Origin of the sequence: Micromonospora tarensis (genome assembly GCF_016803395.1) — a bacterium.
In the GTDB taxonomy this organism is placed as follows: domain Bacteria; phylum Actinomycetota; class Actinomycetes; order Mycobacteriales; family Micromonosporaceae; genus Micromonospora; species Micromonospora tarensis.
Map to the genome: position 1 here is coordinate 1 of NZ_JAEVHL010000060.1, position 14,729 is coordinate 14,729.

Below are 14,729 nucleotides of genomic sequence, written 5' to 3' on the forward strand. Positions count from 1 at the left end.
CCAGGGGCCCCGGGCGGCCGGGGCAGCGGTCAGCGCCAGCCTTGGCGGTGGGCCAGCCAGTCGAGGGACTGTTCGCCGCTCCACCGCTGGTGGGCGGGGAGGTGCGGGGAGGCCGTCGGCGGCGCGGCTGCGGCGCCGGTGAGGTAGTAGCCGGCCAACGCGGCCAGGGTCGCGTCCAGCGCGTCCGGGGGCGCGTCGGCGGTGGCCGGGTGCGTGGCGAAGAACCGGTCCGCGTCCAGCCCGCTGGCGTACGCGGTGAGCAGCAGGCCGGCCAGGTCGAACCAGGCCGGCCCGGAGCAGACCCAGGTCCAGTCGCAGAACCAGGCTCGCCCGTCCGCGTCGATCAGCACGTTGTCGACCCGCAGGTCGCCGTGGATCAGGCTGGTCGCCCCGGTGGCGTACCGGGGGAGGAGGGACTCCAACTCCACCAGCTCGGGCAGCCGACCTCGAAGCGGCGCGGGCAGGGGTGGGGGCGGCTCGCGGCCGGCGGCGACCTCCTCCCACCAGAGGATGTCCGAGCGGGCCAGGTCGGCCAGGTGCGGCAGGCCGAGCGCGGTCAGTTCGGTCGGCGGGTCGGCGAGGGCGGCGGCGACGTCCGCATAGCCGGCGAGGGTGGCGTCCAGCTCGGCGGGCACCCAGGGCAGGCGTGGGGTGTGCCCGTCGACGGCGTCGGTGCACAGCACGAACCACCCGACCTCGGACAGGGTCCACCGGACGCGGGGCGCCGGCAGGTCCGCCGGCAGCCAATCGAGGATCGCGGCCTCTCGGGCGTACCAGTCGACCAGGTGCGGTTGCTCGGCGGCGGGTGCCGCCTTGACGAAGGCTCGGCCACCGTCGGCGGTGTCGAGCACGGCCGCGAACCCCCGGGTGAAGCCCGCGCCCGCGACCTGGGCGGTGACCACCGGCGCGCCGAGCCGGTCGGCGACCGCGGTCCGCAGCGCCGTCGGCAACGCCGACCAGGACGGCCGCTGGGCGCTCGCGTGGTACGGCACCGGCGGCAGCGGGGGAGGGGACATCCCACCATGCTGCCCCGGGGTACGTGCGGGACGCACGGCGACACTGCCAGACTGCCAAGCCATGAGGACCGAGGACTTCTGGCAGCTGATCGACCAGGCGCGGGCCGGTGGTGGGGGTGAGCCCGGCCCGGTCGCCGCGCGGGCCGTCGCGCTGCTTGCCGAGCGCGACCCGGAGGACATCATCGGGTACGCCCGGCACCAGACGCGGGTGCTGGCCGCCTCGCACAGGGCGGACCTGTGGGGCGCGGCCTATTTGATCAACGGTGGCGCCTCGGCGGACGGCTTCGAGTACTTCCGGGGCTGGCTGATGACCCAGGGTCGGGCGGTCTTCGCCCGCGCCGTCGCCGAACCGGACTCGCTGGCCGAGTTGCCCCAGGTGCGGGCCGCCTCGCTCAGCGGGGAGGAGTTCTCCGCCGAGCAGATGCTGTCGGTGCCCTGGGACGCGTACCGCAAGGCCACCGCGACCGAACTGCCCGCGGACCGGGACCCGGTGCGGACGCCTGACCTCAACGACTTCTGGGACTTCGACGACGAGGACGAGGCGCGTCGGCGGTTGCCCCGGCTGGCCGCGCTCTTCGTCGAGCCGCCGCTGGAGTGAGGTGTCTCCGGACCGATGCCTCGCCCGCGCAGTGGGCGTACCCCGGCGGCGTGGGAACATAGAGGGGGTCGGCGGCGCGCCGGCCTGTTCACGTCAGCCGACCAGAACGGACCGCTGTGCCACCGAAGCTCGATCCCGGCGCGAACGCTCCTGGTGCCACCGACCCCGGTCGCATCCGGAACTTTGGCATCATCGCCCACATCGACCACGGGAAGTCGACCCTGGCCGACCGGATGTTGCAGCTCACCGGCGTGGTCGACCCCCGGCAGATGCGCGCGCAGTACCTGGACCGGATGGACATCGAGCGCGAGCGCGGCATCACCATCAAGAGCCAGGCCGTCCGCATGCCGTGGACCATCGGCGAGGGTGAGCGGGCCGGTGAGCGGGCCGTGCTCAACATGATCGACACCCCGGGGCACGTGGACTTCACCTACGAGGTGTCCCGGTCGCTGGCCGCCTGCGAGGGCGCCGTGCTGCTGGTCGACGCCGCGCAGGGCATCGAGGCGCAGACCCTGGCCAACCTCTACCTGGCCCTCGAGAACGACCTGCGCATCATCCCGGTGCTCAACAAGATCGACCTGCCGGCCGCCCAGCCGGAGAAGTACGCCGAGGAGTTGGCCCACCTCATCGGCGGTGACCCCGCCGACTGCATCCGGGTCTCCGGCAAGACCGGTGAGGGCGTCCCGCACCTGCTCGACGAGATCGTCCGGCAGTTCGTTCCGCCGGTCGGCGACGCCGAGGCGCCCGCCCGGGCGATGATCTTCGATTCGGTGTACGACGTCTACCGCGGCGTCGTCACCTACGTCCGGGTCATCGACGGCCGGATCAGCGCCCGCGACCGGATCAAGATGATGTCCACCGGCGCGGTGCACGAGCTGCTGGAGATCGGCGTCATCTCGCCCGAGATGGTCAAGGCCGAGGCGCTCGGCGTCGGCGAGGTCGGCTACCTGATCACCGGCGTGAAGGACGTTCGGCAGTCCCGGGTCGGTGACACGGTCACCATCAACAGCCGGCCGGCGGCCGAGCCGCTCGGTGGCTACAAGGACCCGAAGCCGATGGTCTACTCCGGGCTCTACCCGATCGACGGGTCCGACTACCCGAACCTGCGCGAGGCGTTGGACAAGCTCAAGCTCAACGACGCCGCGCTGGACTACGAGCCGGAGACCTCCGGCGCGCTCGGCTTCGGCTTCCGCTGCGGCTTCCTCGGCCTGCTCCACCTGGAGATCATCCGGGAGCGGCTGGAGCGTGAGTACAACCTCGACCTGATCTCCACCGCGCCGAACGTCGTGTACCGGGCGATCACGGACGACGGCGTGGAGATCGTCGTGACCAACCCGAGCGAGTACCCCACCGGCAAGATCGCCGAGGTGTACGAGCCGGTGGTCCGGGCCACCGTGCTGACGCCCAACGACTACGTGGGCGCGGTGATGGAACTCTGCCAGGGCCGGCGCGGCACCCTGCTCGGCATGGACTACCTGTCCGCCGACCGGGTGGAGCTGCGCTACACGCTGCCCCTCGCGGAGATCATCTACGACTTCTTCGACCAGTTGAAGAGCCGTACCAAGGGCTACGCCTCGCTCGACTACGAGCCCTCCGGCGAGCAGGCGTCCGAGCTGGTAAAGGTGGACATCCTGCTGCACGGCGAGCCGGTGGACGCGTTCAGCGCCATCGTGCACAAGGACAAGGCGTACAACTACGGCGTCACCATCGCCGCCAAGCTGCGCACCCTGATTCCACGCCAGCAGTTCGAGGTGCCGATCCAGGCGGCCATCGGCAGCCGGGTCATCGCCCGCGAAACCATCCGGGCGATCCGCAAGGACGTGCTCGCCAAGTGCTACGGCGGTGACATCAGCCGTAAGCGCAAGCTGCTGGAGAAGCAGAAGGAAGGCAAGAAGCGGATGAAGATGGTGGGCCGGGTCGAGGTGCCGCAGGAAGCCTTCATCGCCGCCCTCTCCTCCGACTCCGGCGACACCAAGGCCCCCAAGAAGTAGCCCCCCGGCTGCCCCCACCCGCCGCTGCCTGCGGTGATCAAGAGGTTCGCGTCACCGGAGCCCCGGATCCTGACGCAAGCCTCTTGATCACCGGCGTGGGCGTCCAGCGGAGCGCGCGTGCGCGGATCGGTGGAAGGATCTTTGCGACTTCGCGGGAGTCGTCGCCCTGGGCAACATGATGCCTGACCTGTGTGGACGCGAGCCCGGCCCAACCGACGCAGCCTGGCGGCATCGACGCTGGCAACTTGTTTGTGACTGAGTCGGTTTGGATTTTCGGTGGCTCGGGCATCTAACCGTCACGACAGGAAGCACACACACCGTGTGTCGAACATTCTTTGAGGGAGGGTGGCCGTGGAGCTCACCGTGTGGGGCATCATCACTGCGATCGTTGTTGGTCTCATCGTCGGCGCGCTCGGCCGTCTGGTGGTTCCGGGCCGGCAGAACATGCCGATCTGGCTGCACCTGTTGATCGGTGTGGGTGCGGCGCTGCTGGGCACCGTGCTGGCGCGGGCGATCGGCATCGCCACGGAGACCAACGGTATCGACTGGGGCGAGCTGCTGGTGCAGGTGGTCGTGGCGGCGATCGCGGTCGCTCTGGTGGCCGGTGTGGGTGGCCGCCGCCGAGTGACCCGGTAACACCAGCACAGCCGTAACACCGCAACACTTCCGAGGGGCGCCCGGCCGACAGGCCGGGCGCCCCTCGGCGTTCGCCCTCGACCCTGGCGGGCGGACCGTGTCGCGGTTTCACGGTGGTCGATCGTGACGCCGGCAGGCCCTGTCGACAGTGGGCGCGGCCGTCGAATCGCCCGGCCGGGCCGGTGGAACGTGTCCTTGTCGGCTACGTCGTGATCGTTTGGTGGGTCAGGTCGGTTTGGATTTTCGGTGGGTCGGGAACTTAGTGGTCACGACAGAAAGCACACATCGTGTGTCGAACATTCTTTGAGGGAGGGTGGCCGTGGAGCTCACCGTGTGGGGCATCATCACTGCGATCGTTGTTGGTCTCATCGTCGGCGCGCTCGGCCGTCTGGTGGTTCCGGGCCGGCAGAACATGCCGATCTGGCTGCACCTGTTGATCGGTGTGGGTGCGGCGCTGCTGGGCACCGTGCTGGCGCGGGCCATCGGCATCGCGACGGAGACGAATGGCGTTGACTGGGGCGAGCTGCTGGTGCAGGTCGTGGTGGCCGCGATCGCGGTCGCGTTGGTGGCCGGTGTGGGTGGCCGCCGCCGCGTCACCCGATAACGACACGGCATCACCTGGCGAGACCGCACCACGGCAAGACAGCACATCGAAAGGGCGCCCGGCCGCGAGCCGGGCGCTCTTTCGTGCTGGAGTGCCCGAGTTCGGCCCGATGGCAGGACGCCGTTCACCGGGCCGCTGCGGTACGGTCGCGACGCTTCGGCCGGTCCCGCCCACTGTCGTAAAGGAATCCTCCGTACTAGGGTGCGGCGGAGAAGGTTAGTTCCAAGCGGCGCGAGGGGAGAAGTGGCGTGAACAGGTGGAAGCGGCTGGCCCCGGTCACCGCCGTGGTGGCCTCGGCCGCGATGGTGCTGACCGGCTGTGGGGGCTCGGACGACAAGGCGGCCGACGACAGCAAGCTGACGGTCTGGATGATGGGCGAGGGCGGGGACGCCCAGAACAAGTTCCTCGACTCCGTCGAGGCGGAGTTCCGCCAGAAGCACCCCGACACCGACGTGGTGGTGCAGTACATCCCCTGGCTGGAGGCGCCGAAGAAGTTCCAGGCGGCGCTCGCCGGGGGTGAGGGACCGGACATCACCGAGCTGGGCAACACCGAAACCCAGGGCTGGGCGGCCCAGGAGGCGCTCGCCGACGTGAGTGGCCGGATGGGCGGCTGGGCCGACGGCAAGGACCTGCTGCCCGACCTGGTGCGCAACGCTCAGCTCGACGGCAAGCAGTACGGCGTGCCCTGGTACGCGGGTGTGCGGGCGATCTACTACCGCACCGACTGGTTCGCCGAGGCCGGCGTGCAGCCCCCGAAGACCTGGGACGACCTGGTCACCGTGGCCAAGGCCGTGCAGGCGAAGAAGAAGGGGACCTACGGCATCGCCCTGCCGGGCAACTCCGAGCTGCCGTTCTACTCCTTCCTCTGGGGCGCGGGCGGCGAGATCGCCAGCAACCAGGGCGGCACCTGGAAGTCCGGCTACACCACACCCGAGGCGCAGCGGGCCGTGAAGTTCTGGACCGACCTGGTGACCGTGCACAAGGTGGCGCCGCCGGCCGCCGCCGGCTGGAACGAGATCGACGCGCGTACCCAGTTCGCCACCGGCAAGGCGGCGATGGCCTTCGCCGGCAGTTGGCAGCAGGGCGCCATCAAGAAGGACAACCCGGAGATCGAGAAGGTCTGGGGTACGTTCCCGATCCCCGGCCCGGACGGCAAGGCGGCCCCCGGTTTCGCGGGTGGCTCGGACGTGGCGATCTGGAAGGACAGTGAGCGTCAGGACCTGGCCTGGGACTACCTGACCGTGCTGCTGAACAAGAAGAACGCCCAGAGCTTCGCGAGCAGCCTCGGCTTCTTCCCGGTCTACCAGGACCTGGTCGCCGGTGACACCTACGCGAACGACAAGGTGATGGCGGCGTTCGCCACCACCATGCAGAACACCAAGCTCACGCCGCTCACCCCGAAGTGGGTGGAGGTCAGCCGGACCAAGACGGTGACCCAGGCGATGAACAGCTCGGTCATGAAGGGTCAGAAGACGGTCGAGAAGGCTACCGCCGACGCGGCCGTCGAGATGGAAGGCATTTTGAACAGCAAGTGAGCACCCAGACAAAAAACCTGGTGACGTCCGCCGCGCGGGAGACCCCCGCGCGGCGGCGTCGCCGGGTGGACCGCCTGCCCTACCTGCTGCTCCTGCCCGCTCTGGTGATCATCGGGGTGCTGCTGCTCTGGCCGCTCGGCCAGGTGGTGGTGATGTCCTTCTACCGGCTGAACACGGTCCGGCAACTGCGTGGTGATCGGGAGTGGCCGTGGGTGGGGCTCGGCAACTACGCCGACATCCTCTCCGATCCGTTCTTCCTCACCGTGCTGCGCAACACGGTGCTGTTCGCCGCGGCCAACGTGCTGCTCACGATGGTCCTCGGCACCCTGGTCGGGCTGTTGCTCAACCGGCTCGGTCGCAAGATGGCGACCTTTGTGGCCAGTTGCGTGATGCTCGCCTGGGCCACGCCGGCACTGACCGGCACCATCGTCTGGAAGTGGATCTTCGACGACACGAGCGGCCTGGTGACCTGGCTGTTCAACGCGCTGCCGGACGGTCTCTCGAACAGCCTGTTCGGGCGCAGCGACTGGACCGGCTACGGCTGGTTCAACTCACCGCTGCTCTTCTTCGCCATCCTCACCCTGGTGGTGGTCTGGCACTCGTTCCCGTTCATCGCGGTGAGCGTGCTGGCCGGCCTCAAGAGTGTGCCGAGTGAGCTGCACGAGGCGGCCCGGGTGGACGGCGCCAGCCCGTGGCGGGTCTTCTGGAAGATCACCTTCCCGTTGCTGCGCCCGGTCTTCGGGATCCTGATCGTCCTCTCCACCATCTGGGACTTCAAGGTCTTCACCCAGCAGTTCGTGTTGGCCGGGGGCACCCAGGACCGGCCGACGTTCATGCTCGCCATCTACTCGTACGCCGAGGCCTTCTCGCCGCCGCCGAAGTACGGGCTCGGCGCGGCCATCGCGGTGATCCTCACGCTGATCCTGCTGGTGGTCACCGGCTTTTACGTACGGATGGTGCTCAGGCAGGAGGACGAGTCGTGAAGAAGGTCGCCCTCAACGCGGCCGGGCTGCTGGTCGCGCTCTTCGCGGCGTTCCCGGTCTACTGGATGATCTCCACCTCGCTGAAGCCGAGCCGGGAGATCTTCTCGGCCACTCCGCAGCCGGTGCCGGCGCATCCGACGCTTGAGCACTACCGGGAGATCCTGACCGGCAACCTGATCCCGGGCGTGAGCTTCGTCGACTTCTTCGTCAACAGCGCGATCGTCGCGGTCTCGACGGTGGTGCTGAGCGGCCTGGTGGCGTTGCTCGCCGCGACCGCGGTGGCCCGGTTCCGCTTCAAGCTGCGGACCAGCTTCCTGATCATGCTGCTGGTGGTGCAGATGATCCCGCTGGAGGCGCTGGTCATCCCGCTCTTCCTGATGATCCAGCGGCTCGGTCTGTACAACACCCTGCCCAGCCTGATCCTCACGTACCTGGGCTTCTCGCTGCCGTTCGCGGTGTGGATGCTGCGCGGCTTCGTGGCCGCGGTGCCCAAGGAGTTGGAGGAGGCGGCGGCGATCGACGGGGCGAGCCGGGCCCAGACCTTCCGCCGGGTGCTGTTCCCCCTCGTCGCGCCGGGCCTGGTGGCCACCAGCATCTTCTCCTTCATCACGGCCTGGAACGAGCTCATCTTCGCGTTGACGTTCATCAACGACCAGGGGAGCTACACGCTGCCGGTGGCGATGACCTTCTTCTTCGGTCGGGACGACACCAACTGGGGGCCGGTGATGGCCGCGTCCACCCTGTTCACCCTGCCGGTCATCATCTTCTTCCTGCTGGTGCAGCGGCGGATGGTCTCCGGTCTGGTGGCCGGCGCCGTCAAGGGCTGAGCCCGACCCGCCGCTAGGCTGGCCGTCATGACGGGCAGGGTGGCAGCGGTGAACCTGGGGATCGTGACCGAGGCGGAGTGGGCCGGCGACGCGAGCGGTCGCAGCGGCATCGACAAGCGGCCGGTCGACGGCCCGGTGCTGGTCCGCGTCGACGGGGTGGCCGGCGACTTCATCGGCGAGCGTGCCCACCACGGCGGACCCGAGCAGGCGGTCTACGCCTACGCCGAGGAGGACGCCGCCTGGTGGGCGGCCGAGCTGGGCCGTGCCATCCGACCCGGTGGCTTCGGTGAGAACCTGTCCACCTACGCGGTGGACGTGACCGGTGCGGTGATCGGTGAGCAGTGGCAGGTCGGCTCGACCCTGCTCCAGGTCACCAAGCCGCGCACCCCCTGCACCACCTTCGCCGGGTTCTGGGGGTTACCCGATCTGATCAAGCGGTTCACTGTCCGGGCATCGCCCGGGGCGTACCTGCGGGTGCTGCGCGAGGGTGAGATCGGCCCGGGTGACCCGATCGAGGTGGTGGAGCGGCCCGCGCACGGCGTGACCATCGGCGAGGTGTTCCGGGCGACCAGCCTGGAGCCGGAGTTGCTGCCCCGACTGCTCGACGCCGAGGGGCTGCCGGAGCCGATCCGGGAGAAGGCCCGCCGCCGCCTCCCCGCCCACGGCTGACTGGTCGAGGGCGACCGCCGCGATCCGGCGCCGGGCGGCCGAGAAGCATCGACGGGCCCGGCACGGGATTCCGACCGGAAGACGCAGGACGACGGGCTCGACGGCGGACTTGCCCGTATTGTCCCCACGGGGGGCATGCGGCGGGGACCGGGTGGAGCGCGATGTCGATGGCAACGGAGGGCGGTGCCGCGGCGGCGTCACCCACCGATCCGGACTTCGCGCGTCCGGCGTTCCTGGAACTCTTCTTCGACCTCGTCTACGTCTTCGCGCTGGTCACCTTGGCGACGGTGCTGGCCAACGACCTGACCTGGACGGGCGTCGCCAAGACGCTGGTGTTGCTGCTCGGGTTCACGATGATCTGGGCGCTGACCGTGTGGGCGGCGGACAGCGTCGACCTGAGTCGCCCGGCCGGGCAGGGGCAGTTCATCTGGGTGGCGGCGGCCAGTCTGCTGTTGGCCGCGCTGGCAGCCGATGCGTACGGCGACCGCGGGCTGCTCTTCGCCACCACGTACGTGGTCATTCACCTCAGTACCACCGCCTACTACATCCTGACCGTCTCGTCCGGCAGACCGCCGCGTCTTACCATTCGGATCCAGATCTGGGAGACCGTCGCCGGCATCGGCTGGATCGGTGGGGCGCTTACCGGCGGTTCGGGGCAGTTGGCGCTCTGGGCGCTCGCTGTCGTCGTCGAGTACTGCGCAGCCGCGTTGGGCTGGCCGGTGCCCGGGATCGGCCGCTCACGACCGCGCGACTGGCGGCTGGACGGCGCGCGGGTGGCCGAGCGCTACCGGCAGTTCGTCATCGTCGCGCTCGGTGTCTCGATCTTCGTGACCGGAACGACCTTCAGCATGAGCGAGTACACGATGGGACGAGCCTGGGCCCTACTCGTGGTGTTCAGCACCATCGTGTTGATGTGGCGGATCTACATCTACCGCGCCGGTGAGCTGCTGACCGACGCGATCGTCCGGTCGTCCAACCCGGCGCTGCTCACCCAGTCCGCCGCGGTCACCCATCTGATCATGGTGGCCGGAATCATCGGCGCGGCGGTCACCAGCCGGCTCGTGGTGGGCCGCCCGTTGGGCGACACCCCGCCCTCGTGGGCTGCGGTGATCCTCGGCGGACCGGCGTTGTACCTGGTCGGTCGGGGCGTCCTCGATTTCACCGTGTTCGGGCGGATCTCGCGGTCCCGGTCGGCCGGGCTGGTGCTGCTGGCGGGCGCGGCACCGGCCACACCCCTGCTGCCGCCGGTGCTGATCGCCCTACTCGCCATGACGGTGCTGCTCCTGATCGCCGTGGCGAACCTGGTGAGCACCCGGCGACACGCCCGTACGCCGGCTCCGCCGATGCTGCGGTGACTCGGCACGCCAGGCGCGGACGACCCTTCACCGCGCTGGCGCGGCGGCCCCGACCGGGCGGTTGCGCGCGGCCAGCCCCTCCCCGACCAGGGTGATCAGCAGGACCACTGTCGCCAGCACCAGGACGGCCAGCGGCGGGAGCAGGCGGGTGCCGGGTGCCATCAGGGCACCCAACGCCACGATTGCCAACACCCGGGACCAGAGGGTCCGGCCGGTCACCACGGCATCGAACAGGACGCTGCCGAGCAGGAACAGGACCGGCCCGCCGAGGGTGGCGACCACCAGCTCGACCGGGGCGCGGCCGAACGGCCGGTCGATGACCAGCGAGGTGCTGGTCGAGATCAGCACCACCCCGGCCACCATGACCAGATGGCTGTACGAGGTGGAGGTGCCGGAGCGGACCCGCTCCACCGTCACGACGCTCGGTGGCGCCAGGATCCGCTGGACCCGCTGGAAGTAGAGCTGGAACAGCAGGACCGCGCTGACGAACGCGACAGCGCTGGCGGCCACCGCGCCGGCCGTGAATCCGCTGCCGGCCAGCCCCGTGCCGGTGGTCAGGATCAACTCGCCGAGCGCGACGATGAAGATCTCCCGGTGCCGCTCGGAGAGGTGTACGCCGGTGAAGATCTGGCTGGCGAGCTCGGTACGCCCCAGCCTCGGCGTCGGCCAGCCGACCCGGGCCGAGCCGAGGTCGACCGCCACCGCGAGCGACCAGAGCAGCAGTCGAGCCGTCCCGTCCACGAACACCCCGGCCACCCAGGGCGTCACGGTGATGCCGAACCAGAAGAACACCCGGATGCTCCTGGCCTGGATCGGAGGGTTCACCCGGGTGCCGGGGATCAGGACGGCGTCGCGGACCAGGTGGATGCCGAAGTAGGCGGCGACGAAGAGCCACCCGTACCTACCGAAGGCGTGCGGAGTCGCGATCGCCATCAACAGGGTGCCGAGCATGACCAGCAGGGTGGTCGCCTGGATGAGCGGCAGTCGTGGGTTGAACAGGTCGGTGAGCCACGCGGTCAGCACCCAGACCCACCAGGCGGCCAGCAGCAGGACGGCGGTCTGCGCCGCGCCCCGGAGGGTGAGGTTCCCGGCCAGGCTGGCAGCGAGCCGGGAGAAGATGAAGATGTAGACGAGATCGAAGAAGAGTTCCAGGAAGGTCGGGTACGCCGGCTCGCCGCTGCGGCGGAGGATCCGGGGGAGCGGAGCGGATGTCACTGCGGCTGCCTCCTGTGCCACCCCGCGCCCTGGGCGCCGCGCCCGACCTGCACCCGCCACGCTACCGACAGCGCGGTCCCCGGTGGTCGGGAACGGGCTCGGCCGGAGCGGTCGGGTCCGCGGACGTGGAACGGCCCCCTGCCATCACTCAACGATGGCAGGGGCGTTTTACAGGCAGCAGGGGTCAGCGCAGCCAGGGGATGCTGCGGTCGAGCAGACCGCGCTCCTTGAGCTCCTTGCGCAGCGGGATCTCGTCGTCGACGTACCCGTCCCAGTTGATACCCCAGTAGTTGGCGGTGTGCGTGCCCTCACCGATCAGCTGGCGCTGCACCGGGGTGCGGTTGCGGTACCACTCGCCGTTCACGTCGGGGTGCAGCTCGTCCAGCGGACGGATCCACCGGTAGGTGTAGCCGACGAAGAGCATCTTGCGGGTGATGGTCGACAGGTTCGTCGACCGCGAGTGCCACTGCCGGCGGTCGAAGATGAAGGCGTCGCCCGGGTTGGCGGTGATCTCCACCGTGCCCTCCGGGTCCGGGTTGTGCACGCTGAGGTCCTTCGGCCGGTCCAGCGAGTTCCACAGGTGGCTGCCCGGGATGACCTTGGTGGCGCCGCGGCCGGTCTCGGAGAGGTCGGACAGGACGTACGCGACCTTCAGCGAGAACATCGGCCGGGGCAGGTTCGGGTCCATCGTCTCCGGGTCGGAGTTCTGCCGGTACCCGTCCTGGTGCCAGCCCCAGTAGGGCTTCTCCGGCTCGGCGGCCGGCGGGGTGACGTCCAGGTGGTTGTGGTGGGTGTAGATGTTCCAGCCGGCCAGCCCCCACATGTACGGGAAGGCGATCGGGTGGGTGAGCAGCTCACCGAAGAGCTCGTCGCGCTCCAGGAAGCCCAGCAGGTGCAGGGTGCCGTCCTTCTTGGTGGTGCCCTTCGCCTGCTCCTCCGCGTAGACGCGGTCGACCGCCGCCTCCAGCGCCGCCCGGTGGTCCTCCGTCAGGACGTTGCGCAGCAGGAGGAAACCCTGCTCGTGGAACTCCTTGCGGTCAGTGTCGCTGATCGGTTCGTAACCGGTCCGGTCGCCGTAATCGAACACCGCGTCGTACCCCTCCCCATGAGGTGAAACCTTTTCTGGCACAGGCCGCCGATCGTAACGCGAGGACATCGGCGTCGGGGAGGGCGTGGGGCGGGAAACGGCGGCGGTGGGACCGCGCGCAGCGAAGAAACTGCACACGGTGAGTTTTCTATGATCGATAAGGCGGTCTGGGAGAATTTGTCCGATTGCGCGGTGACTGCCGGTTAAGAGATCCGGGTCGGTCAACCCTCGTTGAACACCTCGGCCACCACCTGGCCGGCCGGGCTCTGCTGCCCGTCCACCCGACCCCAGGAGCCGCCCCGGGCGGTCCATTCCAGCTCACCGAACCGGACCCGCTTCACGCCGTGATCCTGCGCGTGCGACACCAGCCAGTGCGCGTACCGCCAGCCGTCGCGCTGGTCGCCCGGAGTCACCGCGAGCCCTGTCGCATCCGTCGGGTCGGTGCCCTTCAACCCCCAGTCCAGCACCAGGTTGCGGGTCAGTTGCGCGGCCGCCGCCGCGCCGTGCATCGCCGGGGTACGCCCCACCGTGCAGGTGACCGCGCCGCTGGCGTCGCCGAGCAGGGCCCGGGTGAGCACCTCGGAGTCGTCGGCCCACTTCTGGTAGGCCTCCGGGAAGGCCGAGCGCTGCACCCGCTGGGCGGCATCGGTGACCCGCATCTTCTCCCACCCGCGCACCTTCTTCAGGGCGGCGTAGAACCGGTTGGCCGCGTAGCGCTGGTCGCGGATCTGCGCCGCGGTGCCCCAGCCCTGGCTCGGTCGCTGCTGGAAGAGGCCGACCGAGTCACGGTCGCCGTCGGCCAGGTTGCGCAGCCCGGACTCCTGGTACGCGGTGGCGAGCGCGACCACGACCGCCCGCTCCGGCATGCCACGCTTCGCGCCGATCGCCGCGATTGTCGCCGCGTTGGCCATCTGGTCGGCGTCCAGCGCGACCCGGCCGTCGGCCTGCACGGTGCACTTGCGTGCCATCAGCGGCAACCCCAGGTCGTCACCGAGCTGGCGTACGACGAGCCAGATCGCGGTCACGGCGACGAGGATCAGCACCACTGCACCCGCCACGGTTGCCCGAGTTCGCACCCACACCCCCAGATCGACAGTCTGACAAGCGTACGTCCCCGCACGCCCGCTCCGGGTCGTCCGAGCGTTTCGGGCCCGGCTCGGCCAGCTCTGACCGCTTCGGGGTCTGCTCCGCCGTCCCGTACCGGTTGGCGACGTTCCCACTGTGGGCCCGATCTCACCTGCCGCATCGTTCCGTCACCGGAGCGGTTGATGGCTGTTGTGCCCGTCACCGGTGCCACCACGACGGGAAGCGATTGACTGGTCAAGGACTTGACGAAGTTGACACGTCAATCCGACAGCCCTCCGAACCCGGATGGGCTGGTCACGGAGGAGGAGGCGTTCCATGGGAACGATGGATGGCAAGGTAGTGCTGGTCACCGGCACCGGTGGGGGTCTGGGCCGGGTCGCGGCACTGACTTTCGCCCGGGAAGGCGCAAAGGTCGTCGGCGTCGACCTCCAGATCGACGGCAACAACGAGACGGTCGAGCTGGTCCGCCGGGCCGGCGGTGAGATGACCGGCATCGCCCCGGTCGACCTCACCGACCCGGAGCAGGTGCGGCAGTTCGTCGAGGACGCCGCGACGGCCTACGGCGGGCTGGACGTGGTCTACAACAACGCGGCGGCACTCCGCTTCGGTCCGCTGCCCGACTTCTCGGTGGAAGACTGGCGGTACACCATCACCGGAGAACTCGACATTCCGTACTTCGTGTCGAAGTTCGCCTGGCCGCACCTGGTCCGGCGCGGCGGTGGCGTGATCATCAACGCCGCCTCCATGGCGGGGATGATCGCTGGCCACGTGCCCCCCATGGTCGGCCACACCGCGGCGAACGCCGGCGTCATCGGGCTGACCCGACAGCTCGCCCTCGAAGGCGCGCCACACGGCATCCGGGCGGTGGCGGTCAGCCCCGGGCCGATCATCAGCCCGGCGAGCGAGCGCGACCTGGGCGACGACCAGGCGGCCCGGGACGCGATCACCGCCAAGACGCTGCTCAAGCGCTTCGCGCAGCCCGAGGAGGTCGCCGAACTGGTGGTCTTCCTCGCCTCCGACCGGGCGTCGTACATCACCGGCGCCAACTACCCCGTCGACGGCGGCGCGACGGCGTGGTGACCCGGGTGCCGGCCGGGACGCCGCCGAGCGAAGACGGCGTCCCGGCG

At 69.7% G+C, this 14,729-nt stretch carries 14 protein-coding genes; 10 read left to right on the forward strand and 4 right to left on the reverse strand.

Going from position 1 to position 14,729, the window contains the following annotated elements:
* Window positions 1-29: 29 nt before the first annotated feature.
* Window positions 30-1,016, reverse strand: a complete 987-nt coding sequence (locus JM949_RS14520; protein WP_203149018.1) for a phosphotransferase family protein — start codon at window positions 1,014-1,016, stop codon at window positions 30-32.
* A gap of 61 nt (window positions 1,017-1,077) precedes the next feature.
* Between JM949_RS14520 and JM949_RS14525 the strand changes: the two genes are divergently transcribed.
* From JM949_RS14525 to JM949_RS14565, 9 genes are all read left to right on the forward strand, one after another.
* Entirely contained in the window at window positions 1,078-1,614 is a 537-nt protein-coding gene (locus tag JM949_RS14525; RefSeq protein ID WP_203149019.1) for a DUF4240 domain-containing protein, read from the forward strand.
* 116 nt (window positions 1,615-1,730) lie between these two features.
* The gene (gene lepA / locus JM949_RS14530; protein WP_203149020.1) at window positions 1,731-3,605 is read left to right on the forward strand and encodes a translation elongation factor 4; all 1,875 of its coding nucleotides are present in this window, start codon (window positions 1,731-1,733) and stop codon (window positions 3,603-3,605) included.
* 351 nt (window positions 3,606-3,956) lie between these two features.
* Window positions 3,957-4,241 (forward strand): GlsB/YeaQ/YmgE family stress response membrane protein, encoded by a 285-nt coding sequence (locus JM949_RS14535; protein WP_203149021.1) that lies wholly within the window; start codon window positions 3,957-3,959, stop codon window positions 4,239-4,241.
* 319 nt (window positions 4,242-4,560) lie between these two features.
* The gene (locus JM949_RS14540) at window positions 4,561-4,845 is read left to right on the forward strand and encodes a GlsB/YeaQ/YmgE family stress response membrane protein (RefSeq protein ID WP_179780541.1); all 285 of its coding nucleotides are present in this window, start codon (window positions 4,561-4,563) and stop codon (window positions 4,843-4,845) included.
* Between the two features lie 248 nt (window positions 4,846-5,093).
* Window positions 5,094-6,380, forward strand: a complete 1,287-nt coding sequence (locus JM949_RS14545; protein ID WP_203149022.1) for a sugar ABC transporter substrate-binding protein — start codon at window positions 5,094-5,096, stop codon at window positions 6,378-6,380.
* A 20-nt stretch (window positions 6,381-6,400) separates the two neighbouring features.
* Entirely contained in the window at window positions 6,401-7,363 is a 963-nt protein-coding gene (locus tag JM949_RS14550; RefSeq protein WP_407664771.1) for a carbohydrate ABC transporter permease, read from the forward strand.
* Window positions 7,360-8,190, forward strand: a complete 831-nt coding sequence (locus tag JM949_RS14555) for a carbohydrate ABC transporter permease (protein WP_203149024.1) — start codon at window positions 7,360-7,362, stop codon at window positions 8,188-8,190. The genes JM949_RS14550 and JM949_RS14555 overlap by 4 nt, the downstream gene beginning before the upstream one ends.
* A 27-nt stretch (window positions 8,191-8,217) precedes the next feature.
* Window positions 8,218-8,859, forward strand: a complete 642-nt coding sequence (locus JM949_RS14560) for an MOSC domain-containing protein (protein WP_203149025.1) — start codon at window positions 8,218-8,220, stop codon at window positions 8,857-8,859.
* Between the two features lie 161 nt (window positions 8,860-9,020).
* The gene (locus JM949_RS14565) at window positions 9,021-10,214 is read left to right on the forward strand and encodes a low temperature requirement protein A (RefSeq protein WP_203149026.1); all 1,194 of its coding nucleotides are present in this window, start codon (window positions 9,021-9,023) and stop codon (window positions 10,212-10,214) included.
* A 27-nt stretch (window positions 10,215-10,241) separates the two neighbouring features.
* On the opposite strand, the gene JM949_RS14570 is transcribed toward JM949_RS14565, so the two are convergent.
* From JM949_RS14570 to JM949_RS14580, 3 genes are all read right to left on the reverse strand, one after another.
* Complete coding sequence (locus JM949_RS14570; protein WP_203149027.1) at window positions 10,242-11,429, reverse strand: low temperature requirement protein A; 1,188 nt, start codon at window positions 11,427-11,429, stop codon at window positions 10,242-10,244.
* Window positions 11,430-11,613: 184 nt separating this feature from the next.
* Window positions 11,614-12,516, reverse strand: coding sequence for a phytanoyl-CoA dioxygenase family protein (locus JM949_RS14575; RefSeq protein ID WP_203149028.1), 903 nt, complete (start codon window positions 12,514-12,516; stop codon window positions 11,614-11,616).
* Window positions 12,517-12,737: 221 nt separating this feature from the next.
* Window positions 12,738-13,598 (reverse strand): hypothetical protein, encoded by an 861-nt coding sequence (locus JM949_RS14580; protein WP_203149029.1) that lies wholly within the window; start codon window positions 13,596-13,598, stop codon window positions 12,738-12,740.
* A 319-nt stretch (window positions 13,599-13,917) separates the two neighbouring features.
* On the opposite strand from JM949_RS14580, the gene JM949_RS14585 reads away from it, so the two are divergent.
* Window positions 13,918-14,682: an SDR family NAD(P)-dependent oxidoreductase gene (locus JM949_RS14585; RefSeq protein WP_203149030.1), complete on the forward strand. Its 765-nt coding sequence runs from the start codon at window positions 13,918-13,920 to the stop codon at window positions 14,680-14,682.
* The last annotated feature ends 47 nt before the right edge of the window (window positions 14,683-14,729 follow it).